Origin of the sequence: Lacicoccus qingdaonensis, from assembly GCF_900101075.1 — a bacterium.
GTDB lineage: Bacteria > Bacillota > Bacilli > Staphylococcales > Salinicoccaceae > Lacicoccus > Lacicoccus qingdaonensis.
Genome location: NZ_FNFY01000009.1, coordinates 62,462 through 84,144 on the forward strand (window position 1 = coordinate 62,462; position 21,683 = coordinate 84,144).

The 21,683-nt window shown below is 43.3% G+C and carries 19 protein-coding genes, 2 tRNA genes and 2 pseudogenes; all 23 read left to right on the forward strand.

Annotation, left to right across the window (positions count from 1 at the left end; translation table 11 throughout):
- The first annotated feature begins 246 nt into the window (after window positions 1-246).
- Window positions 247-1,524, forward strand: a complete 1,278-nt coding sequence (gene serS, locus BLR15_RS06820; protein ID WP_092985943.1) for a serine--tRNA ligase — start codon at window positions 247-249, stop codon at window positions 1,522-1,524.
- A 69-nt stretch (window positions 1,525-1,593) separates the two neighbouring features.
- A complete protein-coding gene (locus BLR15_RS06825) occupies window positions 1,594-2,514 on the forward strand; it encodes a DUF2232 domain-containing protein (protein WP_245696655.1) in 921 nt (306 codons plus the stop codon).
- Between the two features lie 5 nt (window positions 2,515-2,519).
- Complete coding sequence (locus tag BLR15_RS06830; RefSeq protein ID WP_092985947.1) at window positions 2,520-4,493, forward strand: DHH family phosphoesterase; 1,974 nt, start codon at window positions 2,520-2,522, stop codon at window positions 4,491-4,493.
- A complete protein-coding gene (gene rplI, locus BLR15_RS06835) occupies window positions 4,493-4,939 on the forward strand; it encodes a 50S ribosomal protein L9 (protein ID WP_052255250.1) in 447 nt (148 codons plus the stop codon). Before BLR15_RS06830 ends, rplI begins: the two co-directional genes overlap by 1 nt.
- 29 nt (window positions 4,940-4,968) lie before the next feature.
- Entirely contained in the window at window positions 4,969-6,357 is a 1,389-nt protein-coding gene (gene dnaB, locus BLR15_RS06840) for a replicative DNA helicase (RefSeq protein ID WP_092985949.1), read from the forward strand.
- 117 nt (window positions 6,358-6,474) lie between these two features.
- Window positions 6,475-7,761, forward strand: a complete 1,287-nt coding sequence (locus BLR15_RS06845; RefSeq protein ID WP_092985951.1) for an adenylosuccinate synthase — start codon at window positions 6,475-6,477, stop codon at window positions 7,759-7,761.
- Between the two features lie 300 nt (window positions 7,762-8,061).
- Window positions 8,062-8,133: transfer RNA gene (locus BLR15_RS06850), tRNA-Glu, on the forward strand.
- A gap of 28 nt (window positions 8,134-8,161) precedes the next feature.
- Window positions 8,162-8,234, forward strand: a tRNA-Asp gene (locus BLR15_RS06855).
- Window positions 8,235-8,405: 171 nt separating this feature from the next.
- A complete protein-coding gene (yycF, locus tag BLR15_RS06860; protein ID WP_052255253.1) occupies window positions 8,406-9,107 on the forward strand; it encodes a response regulator YycF in 702 nt (233 codons plus the stop codon).
- A gap of 15 nt (window positions 9,108-9,122) precedes the next feature.
- Window positions 9,123-10,964 carry a cell wall metabolism sensor histidine kinase WalK gene (gene walK, locus BLR15_RS06865; RefSeq protein WP_092985953.1) on the forward strand — a complete coding sequence of 614 codons (1,842 nt, stop codon included), beginning with the start codon at window positions 9,123-9,125 and terminating at the stop codon, window positions 10,962-10,964.
- A complete protein-coding gene (locus BLR15_RS06870) occupies window positions 10,957-12,270 on the forward strand; it encodes a YycH family regulatory protein (RefSeq protein WP_092985955.1) in 1,314 nt (437 codons plus the stop codon). The genes walK and BLR15_RS06870 overlap by 8 nt, the downstream gene beginning before the upstream one ends.
- Window positions 12,270-13,040 carry a two-component system regulatory protein YycI gene (gene yycI / locus BLR15_RS06875; protein WP_092985957.1) on the forward strand — a complete coding sequence of 257 codons (771 nt, stop codon included), beginning with the start codon at window positions 12,270-12,272 and terminating at the stop codon, window positions 13,038-13,040. The genes BLR15_RS06870 and yycI overlap by 1 nt, the downstream gene beginning before the upstream one ends.
- 5 nt (window positions 13,041-13,045) lie before the next feature.
- Window positions 13,046-13,834, forward strand: a complete 789-nt coding sequence (locus tag BLR15_RS06880) for an MBL fold metallo-hydrolase (RefSeq protein WP_092985959.1) — start codon at window positions 13,046-13,048, stop codon at window positions 13,832-13,834.
- A 410-nt stretch (window positions 13,835-14,244) separates the two neighbouring features.
- Window positions 14,245-14,592: pseudogene (locus tag BLR15_RS06885) on the forward strand (zinc ribbon domain-containing protein YjdM).
- A gap of 27 nt (window positions 14,593-14,619) precedes the next feature.
- Complete coding sequence (locus BLR15_RS06890; protein WP_092985961.1) at window positions 14,620-15,300, forward strand: response regulator transcription factor; 681 nt, start codon at window positions 14,620-14,622, stop codon at window positions 15,298-15,300.
- A complete protein-coding gene (locus BLR15_RS06895; RefSeq protein ID WP_331465672.1) occupies window positions 15,297-16,691 on the forward strand; it encodes a HAMP domain-containing sensor histidine kinase in 1,395 nt (464 codons plus the stop codon). The genes BLR15_RS06890 and BLR15_RS06895 overlap by 4 nt, the downstream gene beginning before the upstream one ends.
- Window positions 16,692-16,775: 84 nt before the next feature.
- Window positions 16,776-17,165, forward strand: coding sequence for a hypothetical protein (locus BLR15_RS06900; protein WP_092985963.1), 390 nt, complete (start codon window positions 16,776-16,778; stop codon window positions 17,163-17,165).
- Between the two features lie 21 nt (window positions 17,166-17,186).
- A complete protein-coding gene (locus BLR15_RS06905) occupies window positions 17,187-18,209 on the forward strand; it encodes an ABC transporter permease (protein ID WP_331465673.1) in 1,023 nt (340 codons plus the stop codon).
- 1 nt (window position 18,210) lies between these two features.
- Window positions 18,211-18,888, forward strand: coding sequence for an ABC transporter ATP-binding protein (locus tag BLR15_RS06910; RefSeq protein ID WP_092985965.1), 678 nt, complete (start codon window positions 18,211-18,213; stop codon window positions 18,886-18,888).
- Between the two features lie 143 nt (window positions 18,889-19,031).
- A complete protein-coding gene (locus BLR15_RS14385) occupies window positions 19,032-19,157 on the forward strand; it encodes a hypothetical protein (protein ID WP_255350814.1) in 126 nt (41 codons plus the stop codon).
- A gap of 160 nt (window positions 19,158-19,317) precedes the next feature.
- Window positions 19,318-20,664 (forward strand): sodium/glutamate symporter, encoded by a 1,347-nt coding sequence (locus tag BLR15_RS06915; RefSeq protein ID WP_331465674.1) that lies wholly within the window; start codon window positions 19,318-19,320, stop codon window positions 20,662-20,664.
- 160 nt (window positions 20,665-20,824) lie between these two features.
- Window positions 20,825-21,304, forward strand: a complete 480-nt coding sequence (rlmH, locus tag BLR15_RS06920) for a 23S rRNA (pseudouridine(1915)-N(3))-methyltransferase RlmH (RefSeq protein WP_092985967.1) — start codon at window positions 20,825-20,827, stop codon at window positions 21,302-21,304.
- 162 nt (window positions 21,305-21,466) lie between these two features.
- Window positions 21,467-21,683, forward strand: a pseudogene (locus BLR15_RS06925) (IS6 family transposase); the annotation flags it as partial.

Sequence of the window (21,683 nt, forward strand, 5' to 3'; positions counted from 1 at the left end):
GAGGGAAGCAGTAGCATCATCTAATTTCAGAGAGACCATGGTCGGTGTGAATGGTCGGCAGATAATGTGAATTTCTATCCTTCGTATAAAAAGTAGCCGGCATGTAAAAATGTCGTTATGTAAATGAGATAGTGCCGGAAACCGGCGCTAATTTAGGGTGGCAACGCGTAATCAAAACCACGTCCCTTCAACAAGGGATGTGGTTTTTTTATTTTCTAAAAAATAAAAACATGGAGGTTTGAGAATATGTTGGATATAAAAATGATTAGACAGGAAACGGATTTGGTGAAGGAAAAAGTTACGAAGCGCGGCATGGATCCGGCGGTCATTGATGAGATTTTGAATCTGGATCAGGAACGTCGTGATCTGATCAAACAGACCGAAGAGCTGAAGAGCCGGAGAAACAAAGTTTCCGGTGAAATCGCACAGAAGAAAAAGAACAAGGAAGATGCAGAGGATGTCATCAAGGAAATGCGTGATGTCGGTGAAGAGATCAAGCAGATTGATGCCCGCCTGAACGAAGTCAAAGAAAAATTCCATGATGAGATGAGCGGTATTCCGAACCTGATCCATGAAGATGTCCCTGAAGGTGCGGATGATACTGAAAACGTCGAAGTCCGCAGAACCGGAGAAATCAGGACGTTTGATTTCGAACCGAAAGGCCATTGGGATATTTTAGAAGCGCTTGAGCTGGCCGATTTTGAACGTGCTGCGAAAGTATCCGGCGCACGCTATGTTTATCAGACGGGTGACGGTGCACGTCTTGAGCGCGCGCTGATGAACTTCATGCTGGATGTGCATAATAAAAACAGCTACCGTGAGATGATGACGCCGCAGATTGTCCGTGCGGAGGCGATGTACTCAACCGGCCAGCTGCCGAAGTTCGAAGAGGACCTGTTCAAAATTGAAGGGATGGACATGTACACCATCCCGACTTCTGAAGTGACGCTGACGAATTATTATAAAGATGAGACCCTGACGGATGATATGCTGCCGGTCAAATTTACGGCCCAGACGGCATGTTTCAGAAGTGAAGCGGGTTCTGCAGGCCGGGATACAAGAGGTCTGATCCGTCTGCACCAGTTCAACAAAGTCGAAATGGTACGCATGGAGCGTCCGGAGGATTCATGGGCGGCGCTTGATGAGATGACCGGACACGCTGAGAACATTTTGGATCTGCTCGAAATTCCATACCGCACAGTGATTTTATGTACAGGAGATATCGGCTTCGGCGCTTCTAAAACATATGATGTTGAAGTGTGGCTGCCGAGCTACAGTGACTACAAGGAGATCAGTTCTGTTTCAAACATGACAGACTTCCAGGCGAGACGCGGGAATATTAAATTCAAGCGCAGCAAAGATTCAAAGCCTGAATTGCTCCATACTTTAAACGGCAGCGGACTTGCTGTCGGCAGAACGATGGCTGCGATTTTGGAAAATTACCAGAACAGTGACGGAACTGTCACAATCCCAGCAGTTCTACAGCCCTATATGGGTGGTCAGGAAGTACTTAAAAAGGTATAATAATAATATTAAATGCTCCTATTTTTACGTAGGAGCTTTATTGCGTATTGGAAAGGAAAGGGTGTTTATTTGAAACAAAACGTTTCACTGGGTCAAACATTTCTTGCGATACTGGTCATATTTGTGTTCATCGCAATCACATCGTTGAGCGTTTTACTCGGTGCAGTTATTCTGCCGCTCGTCGTCTATTACCTGCTTAAAATCAAACATAAATCGAACTATCATTTCTGGCTGATATTCATCAGTTTCATGTTTCCTGCACTGCTGTTCCTCTCCCCTCTTCTATGGATATGGGTTGTGGTACTATATATACTGACTGCAGTGATTCATCATACACTGGCTAAAGGGTTCTCACAGGAGTTGACCCTGTTCTACGGTACTTTTGCATTGATGCTGAGTGTCGTCGGCGGTTTGAACATGCTCGTGTTCATGGGTGTCATCAATCCGCTGTCTGAAACATTTTCAACATTCAGAAGCTGGTATATGGAACAGATTGAAAATATGGGCGGACTGAACGTCGGATTTGTAGATGCTGAAATGTTCAGTGCAGCGCTTACCCAGATGTTCGCGCAGCTGCCGGCATATATTACAGTCATCTCATTTTTTGTTATTCTATATACTGTATTGATGTTAAGATTGTTATTACAAAATAAAGAACTTCCGGCATGGTCATACATGTCGTTCAGCGAATGGGCGTTCCCGCGATTCATATTATATTTATTTTTCATTCTGTATATCGTTTCGCTCTTTACTACAACTGAAGACACATTCGGTACGATTATCAGCAACTCATATGTTTTAGTGGAATGGGCAGTATTCCTCCACGGGCTGAGCTTCTCCTATTTCTTCCTTCTGGAAAAAAAGGTGAACAAAGTTTTATCAGTCATCATATTGATTCCGCTGGCAATCATCAGACCATTGACACTCGTAATCGGACTGCTTGAAATGGTATTAAGATTCAGACTGTTGATGAAACTAAAAAGGAAGTGAATCAGATGTTCAACATTATCGATAAAAAACTAATTTATATCCCGTTTGGAATTGCAGCATTCCATGTATTAGTGTTGAATATCTTTGTCATGGCCAATCACGTGCGATTAGGCCTTATCGTGTTATTATTCAGCATCATTTTAATGCTGGGTCTGTTTTTGTACCTGATGCGTTCAATTACAAGCAGTGAGGAACGATCAAGAAAAATTGTATATGGGATAGCCGGCTCGAGAAAATATGCTGTGGATGAGCTTCCTGCAGGCTTGATTTTATTGAACGATGAAGATGAAATTGATTATATGAATCCGCAGATTTTAAATGTATTGACGGATGACAGTATCGGGGAACCGATTAACAAAGTGTTCTCCAATATCATGACGTCGCTCAAGGCGAACAATATGAAAGTCATCGAGTCCACGTACCAAGATAAAAATTATCGTATCTTTTGGGAAGAAGAGCACAAGGCGCTTCATCTGCTTGATATTACAAAAGAACGTCAGCTACAGAAGCGTGTTGAAGAAAAGACACCGGTCATCGGAATTTTATTCCTCGATAACTATGACGATGTCACACAAAACATGAGTGAAGCTTTAAAGAGTGAGCTGAACAACACGATCACGAATACGATCAATGACTGGGCCAACCGTCATAACGTCTATATCAGACGTTTTTCACAGGATCGTTTCATCATCGTCCTAAACTCGAAAATATTGAATGATATTGAAGATACAAGGTTCAATCTGCTGGATGAAGTGCGGGACCGTTCCCAGGAAATCGGCGTACAGATTACGCTCAGCATCGGTATCGGTGAAGGGACCAACGAATATATCGAAATCGGTGAACTTGCCCAGTCATCTCTTGACCTCGCGCTTGGCCGCGGCGGTGACCAGGTGGCAATCAAAGCTGCAAACGGCAATGCCAGGTTTTACGGCGGTAAGACGGATCCTATGGAAAAACGGACACGGGTCAAAGCACGGGTTGTTGCACATGCGCTCAGAGATATTCTGCTCGAAGGCGACAATGTGCTGATCATGGGTCATAAACGTCCGGATATGGACTCAATCGGTGCATCACTTGGTGTCGCAAGGCTTGCTTCGATGAACGGCATCCAGGCACACATCATTTTAAATGATGAGGATATCGATGATACGATGCAGAGGGTGATGGATGAAATCACCGAACGTGAAGAGCTGATGGAACGTTTTGTGACAAGTGAAGATGCATGGGATCTGATGAATCCGAAGACGACCATCGTCGTTGTAGATACCCACCGTCCGGGCATGGTGCTGGATGAAGACATTCTGAACAAGTCGACGCGTAAAGTTGTGATCGACCACCACAGACGCGGTGATGAAATCATCTCGAATCCTCTGCTCGTCTATATGGAACCTTATGCATCAAGTGCCAGTGAGCTTGTTGCCGAGCTGATCGAGTATCAAAATGTCGAGAAGAGATTGTCACGTATCGAAGCGACGGTCATGCTGACAGGGATCATCGTTGATACGAGAAACTACACATTGCGTACAGGATCGAGAACGTTTGACGCCGCAAGCTTCCTGAGAAGCCACGGTGCTGATCCGGTGCTTGCCCAGACATTCCTGAAGGATGATATCGATACGTTCATCGCACGCAGTGATTTAATCAAATCCGCAGAGATTTCAGAGAACGGCATAGCAATCGTCAAATCGGATGAAACAATGAGCTACCATCCGGTGACGGTTGCCCAGGCGGCAGATCAGCTGCTGCAGATTGAAGGTGTCAAAGCGTCGTTTGTCATGGCTTACCGTGAAGACGATTCGGTCGGCATTTCCGCCCGGTCATTCGGTGAAATAAACGTCCAGATCATTATGGAACAGCTTGGCGGCGGCGGTCATCTGACAAATGCGGCAACTCTCATAAAAGACCGCTCGATCGATGAGGCATATGAAGATTTGAATGAAGTAATTGATGAAGCTTTAAAAAACAGGAGTGAAGAATAATGAAAGTAATTTTCCTAAATGATGTTAAGAATCAGGGTAAAAAAGGTGAAGTTAAAAATGTTGCGACCGGTTATGCACAGAACTTTTTGATTAAAAAAGGACTTGCAGAGGAAGCGACACCCGGCAACCTTCAGAAATTGAAAGAGCACAACGAACAGGTTGCAGAAGAAAAAGAACAGGAATTGGTCGATGCCCAATTGCTGAAAAAAGAACTTGAGTCCAAAGAAGTTGAAATAAAAACCAAATCCGGTGAAGGCGGACGTTTATTCGGCTCAATCAGTTCAAAACAGGTGGTCGAAGCCTTCAGCAAGCAGCACGACCTTAAAATCGACAAGAGAAAACTTGATATGGAACAGCCTTTGAAGAGTCTTGGCTACCATAAGATAAATGCAAAACTTCATCCGAAAGTAACTGCTGAAATAAAAGTTCATGTAGCAGAAAAATAAATGATGCATATTGAAGGGAAGGATTGATTATGAATGGCAATAACCAGATGCCGCATGATGTTGAAGCAGAACAATCGGTATTGGGTGCGATCTTAGTCAATCCCGAAATTTTTATATCGATCTATGAAATACTGGATCCCGAAGATTTCTACCGTAATGAACACCAGCAGATTTTTCATGCGATGGCGCTGCTCAGTGAAGAGCGGACACATATCGACCTCGTGACGCTGACCAATCAGCTGCGCACGATGGATCAGCTGAACGTTATCGGCGGACCGAGATATTTGGGTGAACTGTCAGAGTTTGTGCCGACGAGCTTGAACTGGACGTTCTACAGCAATATCGTCGCCAAATATTCACTGCGCAGAAGACTGATTGAAACAGTAAGTGAAATTGCGACGGACGGTTTTTCCGAAGAATTTGAAATCGAAGATATTTTGAATGAAGCCGAATCCAAAATCATGTCCATTTCAGAAGCACGCCGGAATGAAGGGTTCAAGTCGATGAAATCCGTCGTCCATGAAGTGTACGAGCAGGTCGAGGAAAGAGCCGGCCAGAAATCGATGACGACCGGTATCCCGACGGGCTACAGAGACCTTGACTTCATGACTTCCGGGTTCAACCGCAACGATCTGATCATTCTTGCAGCCCGCCCTTCCATGGGTAAGACGGCATTTGCACTGAATATTGCAGGTCACGTGGGGACGTCCCAGGACAAATATACGGTCGCAATTTTCTCACTGGAGATGGGTGCCGACCAGCTTGTCACAAGAATGATCTCTTCCAAAGGGATGATTGATGCCACCAAGCTGAGACAAGGTAACCTTGAACATCAGGACTGGGATAATTTCACGACCGCAATCGGTCAGCTTGCAGACTCTAAAATATTCATCGATGACAGCCCGGGTATCCGTGTCAGTGATATCCGCTCTAAATGTATGAGACTGAAACAGGAATACGGTCTGGATATGGTCATCATCGACTATCTCCAGCTCATTCAAGGTTCCGGTACACGCAGCAGCGACAACCGTCAGCAGGAAGTATCGGAAATTTCACGTATGCTGAAATCATTGGCGCGTGAAATGCACTGCCCGGTCATCGCCCTGTCACAGTTATCAAGAAGTGTGGAATCACGTCAGGACAAGCGTCCGATGATGAGTGACCTGCGTGAATCGGGTTCGATTGAACAGGATGCGGATATTGTCGCATTCCTATACAGAGAAGACTACTATACCCGGGGCGACGGCGAGGAAGAAAGTGCAGGCGCACAGAAGGAACAGGATGAAATTGAAATCATTCTGGCCAAGCACCGTAACGGTCCGACAGGTACGGTTAATTTAATATTCAATAAGTCTTATAGTACCTTTTTTGACCAGGATAATAGAGATTTCGGGGATGGATACATCCCTCCGAACTAAATTTACGAATGTTTTTATATGGTGTATATAAAAACGTTCGTATTTTTTGTTGCATATTATTTAGTATATTGGTAAAATGTAGACGGTATTTCTATTGAATAAATTGGAGGCTCTTAAATGTCTGGTACAGTAATAGTTGGAACGCAGTGGGGAGACGAAGGCAAAGGTAAAATAACGGATTTCTTATCGGAAGATGCGAATATCATCGCACGTTTTTCAGGTGGAAATAATGCAGGCCACACGATTCAGTTTGGCGGCGAGACTTATAAATTGCATCTGGTACCATCAGGAATTTTCTATAAAGATAAACTGTCCCTGGTGGGTAACGGTGTCGTAATCGATCCACTGTCCATCATTAAAGAATTGGATGGTCTGATCGAGCGTGGTATAGATGTTGACAACCTGCGCATATCCAACAGAGCTCAAGTTGTTCTGCCGTATCATCTTGCTCAGGACGAATGTGAAGAGGAAGAACGCGGTGAAAACAAGATCGGTACAACAAAACGCGGCATTGGTCCGTGTTATGTGGATAAAGTCCAACGTATCGGCATCCGTATGGCTGATTTAATAGATGAAGAAGTATTTAAAAAGCGTCTGGATGAAAACTTGAAAATTAAAAATAAAACGCTCAAGGCATTATATGATCACGAAGGCTTTGAATTCGATGATATTTACATTCCATACATGGAAGCAGCGAAACGCCTTGCGCCGTATGTTACAGATACTGCAAAAATTTTGGACGACGCATTCCAAAATGGCGAAAAGGTTTTATTTGAAGGTGCACAGGGTGTCATGCTCGATGTGGATCATGGTACGTACCCGTTCGTTACGTCCAGCAACCCGGTTGCAGGTAACGTGACTGTCGGCTGCGGCGTCGGTACTGCAAATGTGAAAAACGTGGTCGGCGTCTGTAAGGCATATACATCCCGCGTCGGTGACGGCCCCTTCCCTACCGAGCTGTTTGATGACAACGGGGAACACATCCGTGAAATCGGCCGTGAATACGGTACGACGACAGGCAGACCGCGCCGTGTCGGCTGGTTCGACTCTGTTGTCGTCCGCCATTCAAGAAGAGCGAGCGGCATCACTGATCTGTCCCTGAACTCAATCGACGTATTGAGCGGACTGGATACGGTGAAAATCTGTACCGCCTACGAAATTGACGGTAAGGAAATTACAGAATATCCGGCAACTTTAAGTGCATTGAACCGTGCAAAACCGGTTTATAAGGAACTTCCGGGCTGGAAAGAAGACATCACAGGTGTGAAGCACCTCGATGAACTGCCTGAAAATGCTCTGAATTACTTGCGTGAAATTGAAAGATTATGTGACGTCAACGTCTCAATCTTCAGTGTCGGTCCCGACCGCAACCAGACAAATTTATTAAAAGACTTCCGGGCATAGATAGAATTTGAATTGATGAAACCGCTGCAACCTTCGGGTTGTGGCGGTTTTTTGATGGGAAGTGCGAGCTGAAAACTGAGGTGCGATAAACTGCGCCTTATTTAACAGCTGGCAGCAATATCGGCATGGGCAGCCTGAACACATGGATGACGTGCTCCGCCCGCCCCTCCACTCTCAAATAAAAGACCTTCTTAAATTCAACTCACGCAATAAAATTCACTTCGGATAAAAAACTTTCATAAATAAGTTGAAATTAAAAATGTTCTCATGGTATACTATATCTTGTGCCATATCCCACATGGCCCGTTGGTCAAGCGGTTAAGACACCGCCCTTTCACGGCGGTAACACGGGTTCGAGTCCCGTACGGGTCACTTTTTTTATTTAATTTAATATCATTATGGTCCTGTGGTGTAGCGGTTAACATGCCTGCCTGTCACGCAGGAGATCGCGGGTTCAATTCCCGTCAGGACCGTCATCTAAAAGTCATCAACATCTTTGTTGGTGACTTTTTTGCAGTCTCGAAACTGTAGGATAATGGATAATTTTGCTCAAAAATGATACATTAAACTTGGATTATTATAATATTTGATTATAATTATGAACGAAATTTATACAGAATGGACGAGAAAAGTGAGGGAAGATAATGGCTAAGAAAATTGTAGTAGTCGATGATGAACGACCGATTGCAGATATATTGGAATTTAATCTGGAAAAAGAGGGTTATGAAGTTCACAGTGCTTATGATGGCAACGATGCCCTGGAACTCATACTGGAAGTTGTGCCTGACATAGTGCTGCTGGATATCATGCTTCCGGGAATGGACGGTATGGAAGTATGCCGTGAAGTGAGAAAGAAGTATGATATGCCTATCATCATGCTCACAGCCAAAGATTCAGAAATCGATAAGGTGCTGGGACTGGAGCTTGGAGCGGACGACTATGTAACCAAACCATTCTCTACCAGAGAACTGATTGCGAGAGTAAAAGCGAATCTGCGCCGCAATACTGCTCAGGCAAAGCAGGAAGAAGAACCGGATAATAATAATATACAAATAAAAAATATTACGATCATACCGGATTCCTATGCGATTAAAAAGAATGGTGAAAGCATAGATCTGACACATCGGGAATTCGAACTGTTTCACTATTTGACCAAACATATTTCACAAGTGATGACACGCGAACATTTGCTTGAGACAGTGTGGGGTTATGACTATTTCGGCGATGTGCGGACTGTGGATGTTACTGTACGGCGTCTGCGGGAGAAGATCGAAGATGATCCATCTCATCCCGAATATTTAATGACACGTCGTGGTGTGGGGTATTTCATCCAGGGCGACGAATAAAGGGGCATTTTATATATGAAGCAGTTTTTAAGAAATCTGCAATCCTTGCATATTAAATTAGTGATTATATATGTGCTCCTGATTGTCATTGGGATGCAGATTATAGGCTTATATTTCACAAACACGCTTGAACGTGAACTCACTGAGAACTTTCAAGATAATATTGAAACTCAGGTCGATCTGATCGATACCCGGGTTAAAGAATTACATACAGAGTATGCCGATGATCAAGAAGGCATGAATGAGGAAGTTCAAAGTTTGCTGACGGAGTTCGGAAACCGTCCTGAAATTGAAGAGATACGTTTTGTGAATACCGACAATATTTTGATCGGTACCAGCCGTATTTCCAATGAACCGAACATCGGTTCACGTATCAATCAGCCATTGACAGAAGAAGCAATCACGACAGGTTCGAGGAATGAAGAGATATTCGTTAACGTAAATCAGGATAATCAGCGCACATGGCTGCTCAATCACCCGGTAGTCAATGAAGAACAAGTGCTGGGTGCTATTTATGTTGCGTCGAATATTGAAACGGTCTATCAGCAGCTGGAAGCCATCAACAATACTTTCATCATAGCGACGATCATTTCCCTGATCATTACAAGCATCCTCGGAATCTTTATTGCGCGGACGATTACCAAGCCGATTACGGATATGAGAAACCAGGCGCTGTTAATGTCCGAAGGTGACTATACTTCCAGAGTTAAAATATACAGTAATGATGAAATCGGCGAACTTGCCGGCTCATTCAACATTTTATCAAAACGTGTGCAGGAAGCTCAGGCAAACACCGAGAGTGAAAGAAAACGTCTGGATTCGGTCATCACGAACATGTCCGAAGGTGTCATCGCAACGGACCGTAAAGGCCGCATCACAGTAGTGAACGATATGGCACTGGACATGCTGGGCATTTCGAAAGATACGAATGTTCACGGTAAAAATATGCTTGAAATATTACAACTGGACGGCGAGATGACGCTGGAGGACGTCCAGGAAATCAATGAAAGTCAGCTGTTGTTTACGGATGCCGACTACGAAGCGGCCATCCGTGTGAATTTCTCGACGATATTCAAAGATACAGGGTTTATGAATGGTTATATCGCGGTGCTTCATGACGTGACGGAGCAGGAGAAAATCGACAGCGAGCGCCGTGAATTCGTTGCGAATGTATCACATGAACTGCGTACGCCGCTCACTTCGATGCGCAGCTATTTAGAGGCACTGCAGGAAGGTGCCTGGAAAGATACGACACTGGCGCCGCGTTTCTTAAGCGTGACGCGGGACGAGACGGACCGGATGATCCGTCTGGTTGAAGATCTGCTGCAACTTTCAAGAATGGATAATGCAGCCGAGGAGATAAATAAAGAGATTGTCGACTTCAATCTCTTTTTAAACCGGATTATCGACCGTTTTGAAATGACGCACAAAGGTGAAATGGAATTTATCAGAAACATACCTGAAACCGCGATTTTCTCTGAAATCGACATGGATAAGATGAGTCAGGTGCTCGATAACGTCATCTCAAATGCGATCAAATATTCCAACAGGGAACATAAACGTGTTGAATTCCATGTTAAGCAGAATTCACTCTATAACCGCATGACCATCCGCATCAAAGACAACGGCATGGGTATACCCGGCAACAAAGTCGACCGTATATTCGAACGTTTCTACCGTGTGGACAAAGCCCGTGCGCGTAAAAAGGGAGGTACAGGTCTCGGACTTGCGATCTCCAAAGAAATTGTCGAGGCACATAACGGTCGTATATGGGCAAACAGCCTAGAAGGAGAAGGAACGACAGTATTCATCAACCTGCCTTGTGAAACGCTCGGGGAGGATGATTGGGATGAATAAAGAGAATATCAAATCAGCCGCACTTTTCCTTCTTGTGGTGACGAGTGCCGTGCTGACGATAATGGTCTGGAGCTATCAGCCGGAATTCTCTGAAATAGATACAGATATTGAAAGAACGTCGAATATCGGTCCCGGTGAACCCGTGGCCTTCAATTCGATCATGCGTGCTTATCAGCTCGTCTGGGTCGATGATACTGATATACAAGGAACGATAGAAGAAGAAGCTGTTGTCGGTATTCGTGAATATATAGACGGTACTGAAATAACGGATATCAATGTTTATAACAGCATAAGCAGGCTGACCCCGAGCATCGATGAAGACAATGGAGAAGAGTTCCTGATTGTTGATTATGCTTCCGATATGCCGACCAAATCATTGTTCAAAGTGCTGGACTTCACGTATGAAGGTGACTATCCGGATTACAGTTATAACCGTATTATCGTTGATCTGGTCGATGAGCATGTGACTTTTTATTTAATAAATGAAGATCTGGACAGAGTTGCGGTAGCAACGACGAATCTTGAAAGTTCTTATTTGAAATCACTGCTGTCTGCTCACGATCATCTGTTTGAAGAATATTCAGGTGTCATTACCAACCAGCAGACTTCCAACAATAAAACGGCAATATACGGCCCGACAGAACCTGAGGATATGCCGGTGGAAAGCTTTTTATATAATGTGTTCAGTGCGGATGCGGTGAACAATATGCTGTTTTTAAATGACAGTTTCGAAACGGAAGTCAGCGAAGAGACTTATGTCTATGAAGGCGATACGAATATTGCGACTTACAACAGTGAAACATATGCCTACTCCTACAATAATTTAAGGGAGTCCCTGACCGGCAACAGCAACCCGCATCAGACGATACAAAACAGTTTCCATTTTCTGAACTCACATATCGGACTGGATCAGACGCATATATTGTTTGATTACTTTCCTGATGAAAATAATTCTGTATTCCGGTCTTCGATGAACGGATATTTCGTATTCAGTGATACCATACCGACGACAATGTCTGTGAAGTACGGACAGAATGCCGTTTATGAATACAACAGACCTTTAATCAGGGTGACTGCCCGGGTGCCCGGCGGCGAGGACCAGACTTTACCGCCGCTTGAAAGTGTCCGGTATGAAATTGCATTGAATGAAAATTATGACCTCCAGGATGTCACTAAAATAACGATCGGCTATAATATGGCCTTCTCTATAGATCAAAATGAGATAAATGTTGTGCAGTATACACCATCATGGTATATCAAGTATGACGGAGAATGGATGCGGTTTGACGAAGGGGGTCTTGAGTAATGGATTGGAAACTGACAAAATCCTTATACATCATTGTGTTCCTCCTGATGAATGTTGCGCTCATCTATATGTATTTGAATGAACGGCAGGAATCCGTCGAGGAAATTCAGGAATCGCCGGATGTTTTGAGTACGACGGATATCGATATGAGTAATATCGAAAAGTATGAACCGGTCGAAATGAACGTATTGACCGGTGCCGTCCAGGATTTCTCAGATGAAGATAATCAGAATTCCGAAGTGGACGAAGATACTGTATCAGGAACAAAAATTACAGAAGAATTTGAAGAAGACGGTCCATCAATGACGGAACAGACACTTCAAACCTATATAGACGAGAATGTTTACAGAGGGCATGATTACCAGTATGATAATGTAATGAGCACTTCGGACCAGGTGATTTTCAACCAGTTATACGAAAACTTTCCAATCTTCAATCATGAAACTGCGAGAATCATATTCCATGGTGAAGGCAGCCAGGTGAATTCCATGGAACAGACGCGATTGATGAATTTGGAAGAAAATGAATACACACTGAGTCTGACGGCGAAATCACCGAAAGAAATCGTTGAAGAATTGTATGAGCGTGAAAGTATTTCTTCAACGGCGGTCATCAATGCAGCGAGACTCGGTTATTACATCATTCTGACCGAAGAAAATAATGCCATACTAAGACCGAAATGGGAAATGCATGTTACAGATCAGGATATATCCAAAACGATTTATGTAGATGCAACAACAGATTCAGGTGAAATAATTGAAAGTGAGTGAGTAGCATGAGAATGAGCGTGTTGGCCAGTGGGTCTTCGGGCAACAGTACTTATATCGAAACAGAAAAAGGCAGCCTGCTCATCGATGTAGGGCTTACGTGCAAAAGGATAGAAGAAGGATTGAACCATATCGGAACATCCTTGAAAAATATTGATGCAATTTTGATTACCCATGAGCATTCAGACCATATAAAAGGGTTGAAAGTCATTGCGAAAAGATATGATATTCCAATTTTTGCGAATGCGCAGACATGGCAGCAGCTGGACAGAAAAAATATAGAAGTGCCGGGAGAACAGCGGTTCCACTTCAATCCGATGGAGACGAAAGAAATCGTCGGCATGGATATTCAGTCATTCAACGTATCGCATGATGCGATCGACCCGCAGTTCTACACCCTTATGAGAGACAATAAAAAACTCTCCGTCATTACAGATACAGGTTATGTATCAGATCAGATGAAAGGCATCATCAAAGAAAGTGACTGCTTCATCTTTGAAAGTAACCACGATGTGGATATGCTCAGAATGGGCAGATACCCATGGGTGACGAAGCAGCGTATACTTTCCGATGTCGGCCACGTATCGAACGAAGATGCAGCACATGCGATGCGGGATGTGATTACTGCCAATACTAAACGCATCTATCTGAGCCACCTCAGTCTGGATAACAATATAAAAGAACTGGCAAAAATGAGTGTCGAACAGGTATTGAATCAATATAACATCGATACGAAAAATGAGATTCAGCTGTATCACACCGATAAAGATACACCGACAGAAATATATACAATTTAAGTTATGCACAACTGTGGATAAATTTTGTGGATAACTGTGGAAAACATTATACAAAAAATGAGCTGTGTCTCTTAATGAAGATGCAGCTCTTTTTGTTTGCCTGATATTTATTTTATGTGCTATAAGCGTGAGATTTTCAGGTGAGTGACAGCATCTGACTGACCTCCGCATTATAAGCGTTAAAATTTCAACCGGGTGACAGCTTCAAATCCCCCATCACGACCTCCTGCAGTCGGGTTTCCTGCATCCCACACTTTCATACAGACTGTATCGCATCATATAAAATGCATGAATGAATAGTTATCCACACTTTGTAATATACTTTGTGGATAACATGTATTTATTGTGAATAATTTGGTAAAATTGTGGATAAGCAAGGTGATTATCTTGAATACTGGAGGAAATTTTAAATGACGACATTACCGAATTGTCCAAATTGTAATTCAGAATATACTTATGAAGACAGCGGCCTGTTAATCTGCCCGATGTGTGCCCATGAATGGACGAAAGCCTCGGAGCTTGAAGAACAGGCAGCCGCCCTCGTCAAAGATGTGAATGGCAATGTTTTGAATGACGGTGATAATGTTGCGATCGTTAAAGATTTGAAAATAAAAGGCTCTTCGAACGTTATCAAGTAGGGAACGAAAGTTAAAGGGATTAGAATCGTTGACCCTGAAGATGGTCATGATTTAGATTGTAAAGTACCCGGCTTCGGGAAGATGGCTTTAAAATCATCTGTAGTGAAAAAAATAGATTAATCAATACTAAAGTTATGGAGTGGGAGTATGACTAAAATATTAGTTGCGGATGACGATCCAAATATCTTGAAATTCATCACAATCAATTTAACGGAGGCCGGCTTCGAAGTCATCGGTGCAACAGACGGCAGGGATGCGCTCAGAAAGCTTGAAAATGAAGTGTGTCAGCTCGCGGTTGTGGATATCATGATGCCGTATATGGACGGATTGTCTTTGATTAAAGAGATGCGTAAAACATTGGATATCCCAATCATCATATTGACCGCCAAAGGCCAGATTGATGATAAGGAAAAAGGATTTGAAGCAGGCACTGATGATTACTTAGTCAAACCATTTGAAGCAAAAGAACTTTTATTCAGAATCGAAGCACTGCTCAGACGTTATAATATCGATACGGACAAACAGGTGATTCAAGTCGGCGATGTCCATATAGATATTGATAGATATGTAGTGACGGTGAATAAAAAAACATTGAAACTGCCGTTGAAGGAATTTGAATTATTACAGGCACTCGCCACCCACCCGGATCAGGTGTTCACCCGTGAACAGCTGATAGACAGCATATGGGGCATTGATTTTGAAGGGGACAACCGCACGGTGGATGTCCATATAAAAAGACTCCGTACACGTTTCAACAATTTGACCGATGCGATTAAATTTACGACTGTCAGAGGTGTCGGCTATACATTGGAGACGGTGGACACATGAAGTTGAGATCGCTGTACTCAAAATTTGCTGCGACCACCATCGGCATTATGATTGTGAGTTTCCTGTTTGCGTTTTTTATTTCCAATACTTATTACCAGCATTATCTGAAACCTGACAATGATGCGAAAAATACTGAAATAGCACAAAATATTTCAAGTTTCATAGAAGCGAATCCTGAAATGGATATCAGTGATTACTTGACCAGTGTGGCGGATGCCGGCTATCAGTTCTATTTGGCGGACGGTGATGCAGATGGCCGCTTTTACGGTGCCGACTTCAGGGAGACTGACCTTTCAGACAGTACGGTTGAAAGTGTGCAGAACGGCAATGTGTACCACGGTATGCTGGAGTTCCCGCGGGAAACTTTCGTGACCGGCTTTTTTGCGAATGAACTGGAAAATACGATCGGGGTGCCGGTGGAAACTGAAGACGGCACACACGCCCTATTTATGAGACCGGACATATCAATGTTATTCAATGAAATGCATCTGCTGTTCGGCTGGCTGCTGATACTGACGATTGTCATCAGCATCATTCTCGTTCTGATCAGCACGAAATATCTGGTGAACCCGGTGACCAGACTGAACAAAGCGACCGACACACTGGCCAAAGGCGATTACAATGTCAGTGATCTGAATACGAACCGGAATGATGAAATCGGCCAGCTGTCGAACAGTTTTGTGCATATGGCTGAAAAGATCGAACAGAATGAAGAGATGAGGAAAGATTTTATTTCCAACATCTCTCATGATATTCAGTCTCCCCTCTCCAATATCAAAGGATATAATGAATTGCTGAAAACGGCTGATCTGAGTCCGGAAGATGAGAAAGAGTACTATAATATCATCGACCAGGAAGCGGCCAGAATCAGTACGATGACGAATCAGCTTTTGATGCTGTCGTCATTGGACCAGGAAGCGCATGCTTTAAACATTTCAGAGTACCGGATCGATAAACAGATCGAGCGGCTGATCCATTCATATGAATGGAAGATAAACCAAAATGACATGATGTTGTCCTATGATCTGCCTGAAGTGAGAATCTTTGCAGATGAAACGATGCTCAATATGGTATGGGACAATCTGATCTCAAATGCGGTCAAATATAACAGCGAAGCGGGCAATATTGATATTACCTTATCTGAAGCTGACGGATGGATAACTGTCAAAATCTCAGATACAGGCATCGGATTGTCTGAAGAGGAGAAGAATCATATATTTGACCGCTTTTACAGAGTGGACTCATCCAGAACATCGAGTGTTAAAGGTTCCGGCCTGGGTCTGTCGATCGTTCACGAAATCATCCAGCGGCATGACGGCACGGTTAAAGCGGCGTCCGAAATCGGAACAGGCACGACATTTATCGTTGAATTACCAAAAAATCATAAATAAATAAAAAAGTCCTCCTTGTTCATTCTGCGTTCATATTCGAAGTAGAGAGTATGAATTACAGATGAAACAGGGAGGATTTTTTAAATGAATAAACCAGTTAAATTATTATTAGTTTTTGCAGGAATATACGGATTACTCGGTACAATCATGGGCGCTCATATGGCAGGTTCAGGTTCATACGCACTCAGACCGATACACGCCCACGTACTTGTCGTCGGATGGCTCAGTTTATTTTCATGGTCGGTATTTTATCAGGCATTTGATGTGAAATATAATGCGTTGTCGAAGTTCCATGTGTGGACGGCAATCATCGGTACAACAGGATTGATACTCGGTATGTTCATCAATAATGTTGACTCACTCGGACTTCCGGATGTCGTGACATTGATCGCATATATCGGCGGCGGTGTCATACTGTTACTCAGCTTCGCGGCATTCTTCGTACAAACGGTATTATATAAATCTGATAAATAAAGGACGGTGTGACCATTGAAAATGGCATGGAAAGAAATGATGAAGTACAAGACAAGATATTTGATTCTCGGCTCTATTATATTTTTAATCAGCTTTTTAACGTTGATTATTTCAGGCCTGGCGAATGGCTTGTCCTTCGATAATGCGTCCCTGGTCAAAAATATGCCTGAGGGCACATATTATATGGAAAGTAAAGCTGAAGAGCAGTATAACTTTTCAGAGATCAGTGACAGTCAGCGGGAAACAATAGAAAATAGCCACGGTGATGCGGTCTTCATGTCAATCCAGATGGGAGAACTTGAAGACGAGGATGGACAGAAACACGGTATTACCTACGTTACGGCAACAGATAATGAATTTTTCCCTGATGTGGAAAAAGGAGAACTTATTTTAGATGAATCGATACAGGAAGACGGCATCGAAGCGGGAGATGAATTATCTACCAATTTGATGGATGATTCGTTTACTGTGAGAGACTTTGCAAAACAGGAGAAATTCAGCCACTCGGCCGTCGCCTTCATCCATCCGGATGATTTCATGAATATGTACCAGTCAGAGAAATATCAGCTGGCATTTACAGAAGATGAGGAAGAAGATATCGATGAGATGTCAGCATTCAACCAGAACCAGTTTTTAAATACGATTCCGAGTTATTCTGCAGAGATGTTATCACTGAATATGATTATCGCATTCTTGTTCGTCATCAGCGGGATGTTATTCGCAATTTTCTTCTACATGATCAACGTTCAGAAACTCGGCACTTACGGCATATTAAAGGCTGTCGGTGTAAAAACCATTACGCTGCTCAGACTGATGTGGGTGCAGATGATACTCATCACTTTAATATCACTCGTCATTGCCATATCCTTGAGCCAGTTGATTACACTGGTATTGCCTGAAGAAATGCCGTATCAGCTGGCGCTTGAAACGTCGGCAATCATGGCTGCCGGATTCTTTATTATCGGATTTATCGGAGCGACATTGTCCGGAGTCCAGATCAGTAAAGTGGAACCGATGGAAGCAATCAATCAGGGAGGTGCATAATATGTCATCACTACAGATCAAAGAATTGGAAAAGTCATTTAAGATCGGCAGAAATGAAGAAAAGATTTTAAAAAGCATCGATTTTGAACTTGAAGAAGGTAAAATCACTGCGCTCGTCGGCACTTCAGGCTCTGGTAAGAGCACACTTTTAACAATCGCAGCAGGCCTTCAAAAATCAAGCGGCGGTAAAATAAAATTCAATGATAAAGATTTGACTGACATGAGCAGCAGCAAAGTGAGGGATGTCAGAGCAAAAGAATTCGGCTTCGTCTTCCAGCATGCCCATCTCGTGCCGTTCCTGTCAGTGAAAGATCAGCTGAACCTGATGATCGATACTGCTGAATTGAAATGGCGCAAAAAAGAAAAGCAGCAGCGTATACAGGATATACTGGAAACCGTGGATATGTGGAAACACAGAGACAGCGACCCGGACCAGTTATCAGGCGGAGAAAAACAGCGTGTCGCAATCGCAAGAGCAATCATTCATGAACCGAAACTTCTCTTTGCAGATGAACCGACGGCAAGTCTGGACTCCAAGCGTTCAGTGGAAGTCATGGAATTGATACGCAGTTTGTCAATAGAGAGAAACATCACCGTACTGATGGTGACCCATGATGAAGATATGCTGGTGTATGCAGACCGGACTGTTGAAATGAAAGACGGTAAAATTGAAAAATAAATTTTTATCCACATAAAACTGTGCATAACTTGTTGATAACTGTGGATAACTATGAATAATCAGTAGATAAAAAATGAGTGAGAACCTGAATAATAGGGTTTTCACTCATTTTTATGTTTTAATATACCGCTTCGCTGAATACGATGCTTGAAGTCATACTCATTGCAGGCGGTGTTGCAGTTGGACTGCTGTTTGCAGATCAGCTGGCGAAGATGTTCATTCATAAAAATAAGAACTATGCGGATGCCAGAGCGAGGAAAGTCAATTGATATAGGATATACTACTTTATGAAAAGTTGGTTAATTTATCATATAACAGGGAAAAGGATAGAAAAATGAGAACCCAAAAGGAGATGTGAAAAGAATGAGTCCTGAACAGATAGGGTTTGCATTGATATACTTAGGGATTTTTCTTTAGATAGGTAAATGGATCAGGATGCACTCTGAATGGATGCAGAACTTGTTCCTTCCCGCTTCGGTCATCGGCGGGTTTCTGGCATTGATTCTTGGACCGGAGGCACTGGGTCTGCTTCTTAGGAATTTTACCGGAGACGACTCATTTTGGGCGAACGGCTTTGTGACAGAAGAAATTATGGAAGTATGGTCAGAACTGCCGGGTCTTTTAATCAACGTCGTGTTTGCCACCCTGTTCATCGGTACGGTCCTGCCAAACTTGCAGAGGGTCTGGGATGTTGGTGGACCGCAGCTCGCTTTCGGCTGGACGCTCGGCTGGGGACAGTATGTCATCGGTCTGCTGCTGGCGATGCTTATACTGGTGCCTTTCTATGATATGCCGGTTTGGGTCGGAACGCTTATTGAAATCGGTTTTGAAGGCGGACACGGCACTGCTGCCGGCCTGCAGGGCACTTTTGAGGAACTCGGGTTCCCTGAAGCATACGACCTTGCTATCGGCCTTGCGACAGTCGGTATTTTAACGGGTGTCATTGTGGGTATTGCATTCGTCAACTGGGGTGTACGAAAGAAACATGCAAAGGTCATCAAGGATGTAGAAGGTATGTCAGCCATTCAAAAATCAGGTGTTGTTGAGCCTGACAGCCGTGGAGATGCCGGAAAATTGACAGTCAGACCCGAATCGATTGATACATTGAGTTTCCACTTCACTATAGTCGGTGTGTCCATTCTTGTAGGCTATATCATACTGCAGAGCATCACCTGGCTCGAGATGACTTTATTCGGCTCTGATTTTATGACGTATGTACCATTGTTCCCGCTGGCGATGATTGGCGGTCTCATTGTACAAGTCTTCGTCAGCAGGTTCGATAAATTGAAACTGATTGACAGGGAGACCGTTATCAGAATCCAGGGCTTTTCTCTTGATTTCCTGATTGTGAGTGCAATCGCGACTGTTTCGCTACAAGTCATCGGCGAATATCTAGTACCATTTCTGATACTGGCTGCCGGCGGAATCATGTGGAATGTGATCGGGTTCTTCGTATTCGGCCCGTGGATGCTGCCGGATTATTGGCTGGAAAGAGCGGTCGGTGATTTCGGGCAATCCACAGGTGTAACCGCAACCGGTCTGATGCTGATACGTGTGGCCGACCCTGAGATGAAATCACCTGCAGTCGAAGGTTTCGGTTATAAGCAACTTGTTTTTGAACCGTTCCTTGGCGGCGGTCTCGTCACAGCATTATCCGCCCCGCTCGTATTCATGTGGGGACCATGGCCATTCCTTATCTTCTCATCTGTCATGCTGCTGATCGGTTTACTTGCCGGACTGCTCTACTTCGGTAAAAGAAAACCAAAGTATGATTAATCATTAAAAAAAGAATATATTAAATGCACAAGGACGCTCCCCGGGTCGATGAGATAAATCCGGAGAGCGTTCAATTTATTTTGGAAAAAGCATGGTAAAATAAAAAATGATATAACATGACTGGATAGATGGCAGTCGATGAACGGAAGGACGATGAGCAATGAAAATCACTATGATCACAGTGGGAAAGCTGAAAGAAAAATACTGGGTCCAGGCAGTGGATGAATATAAGAAGCGGATCAGCAAGTATGCGAAGATCGAGCTGATTGAAGTCAATGATGAAAAAGAACCGAACAATGCCGGCGAGAAGGATATCGAGCTGATTAAAAACAAAGAAGCAGAAAAGATTCTGACTAAAATAAAAGACAACCAGCATGTAGTGACCTTGGAGATACACGGTAAGACATTTAACAGCGAGAAATTTGCCAAGGAATATCAAAGATGGATGAACACCGGAAAAAGCGACGTTGTATTTGTCATCGGTGGCAGCAACGGGTTGGGAGAAGCGGTTAAAAAACGAAGTGACCAGGAAATCAGCTTCGGTGCCCTCACCTATCCCCACCAGATGATGAAAGTGATGTTGATGGAGCAGATATTCAGGGTGAATAAGATATTGAGGCATGAGAATTATCATAAGTAAAATCACGCAATATAATGATAAAATTGTAACTCCTTAAGGAGAGGTAATTTTACAGCGTAAAATTTAGGAGATATTTCTCGCAGTTTCTTATCTACAGTATAAAAACGGTTCTGTTGCAAAGTTGAATTTATAGTATAATTTTAACAAAAAGGAGTCTTCTGTATGAACTATTTCAGATATAAACAATTTAACAAGGATGTTATCACTGTAGCCGTTGGCTACTATCTAAGATATGCATTGAGTTATCGTGATATATCTGAAATATTAAGGGAACGTGGTGTAAACGTTCATCATTCAACGGTCTACCGTTGGGTTCAAGAATATGCCCCAATTTTATATCAAATTTGGAAGAAAAAGCATAAAAAAGCTTATTACAAAT